This window comes from Paenibacillus agricola (assembly GCF_011440305.1).
Classification (GTDB): domain Bacteria; phylum Bacillota; class Bacilli; order Paenibacillales; family NBRC-103111; genus Paenibacillus_S; species Paenibacillus_S agricola.
Genome location: NZ_JAAOIW010000068.1, coordinates 1 through 1351 on the forward strand (window position 1 = coordinate 1; position 1351 = coordinate 1351).

Annotated in this window: 1 protein-coding gene; it reads left to right on the top strand. The window is 42.4% G+C overall.

The window, feature by feature from the left end; all coding sequences use genetic code 11:
• On the top strand, window positions 1–1351 hold a 1351-nt coding region (locus tag G9U52_RS39045; protein ID WP_166158867.1), incomplete at both ends, for a DUF2207 domain-containing protein.

Sequence of the window (1351 nt, forward strand, 5' to 3'; positions counted from 1 at the left end):
ATTTCGAGTCCTACGAACTGATGAATCCCAAAGCAGAGCTAGGTAACGTTACGCCGAGTGAGCTTCGCTTATTGCCTGTTTCTCAGCAAGAGAATGGCTATTATTCCTCCTTATCCGTTGAAAATGAACAAAAGTACATATTTTATACCTATACGCTTGCCCAAGCAGTCAAATCCTTTGCAACCTATAGTGATTTAACAGTTCCTTTCTTTGGGGGCAGCACCAATCATGATGAGGATTATTCAAATGTCACAATTGATTTTGTTTTCCCACAAGAAGTTGACCCGGAGAATTATTATGCATACTTTCATGACCGCAATGGAGCAGTTGAACAAAAAGGTCCTTCTGTCGTTCGGTTTAAAACAGCGGTTTCCGAAATGTATTCATTGACCGAAACTCGTTTGCTCTTTCCTTCTGGAGTGATGAGAGATCAAGCTAAATCCAATGAACCCATGTCTTTAGAGGCTGCGCTAGCTAAGGAAGAACAATACATGCATTCCCTGGCTTCTAAAAAACAACACAAAGAGGAACTGGGCTACATATTCATAGCACTCGCTATTCTCCTAGCTTCCGCTAGTATTGGTATGGCACTTTTGCCGCAACGGCGCCAAGGAACGGGAAATCCCAATGAACTGCTAAACAAAGATCCACTCCCCTTATATATGTTGGATCGTCTTGGCAAGAAGGATTCCAATGCGTTTCTGGCTGGCTTGTATTCCTTAGTGGAAAAAGGATTTGTCTCTGTATCCGTTAACTCCGCACACGGTCGGTTTCAAAGAGATCCGGAGGCGCCAGACCAAACGCTTCTGTTCATATTGACAGTGGATGAGCACATGCTGTCGGATTCAGAAAAGAAGCTTGTTAAGGCTTTGTTTAAAGGCAGAGGGTCTAAGCATCCAACCTTCCTTCTGTATGATCTTGCAGGTGCAACAAAGACGGAAAAAGAGAAAAAGGTCTCTTTTAGAAGCTACATTTCAAAAATTCATGCATTTAAAATAAGAGAGCAGCAGTGGTGGGATGACATCATAGCAGTATCGAAGGCTGAAGGCATAATGAGCAATCGTATCCCGCTAATATTGAAAGGATTGTTATCGATGTTGGCATTCGCCTCGGTGATATACGCCTATATCCTTGATTCCCTTGATGGATCGGCTATTACCCTGTACGGCATATCTGCCTTAATAATATTCATAATAACACTACGTAAGTCAACGAAGCGTTGGCCTGTTATCCTATTCTGGGGGGTTACACTATTTGCTAATCTTATGTTGCAGGATGCGGATTTGCTGTTCAACCTTTTTTTGTTCATTACATCGAGCATTGCGCTAGTTAGTGTTACACCAAGGATGAT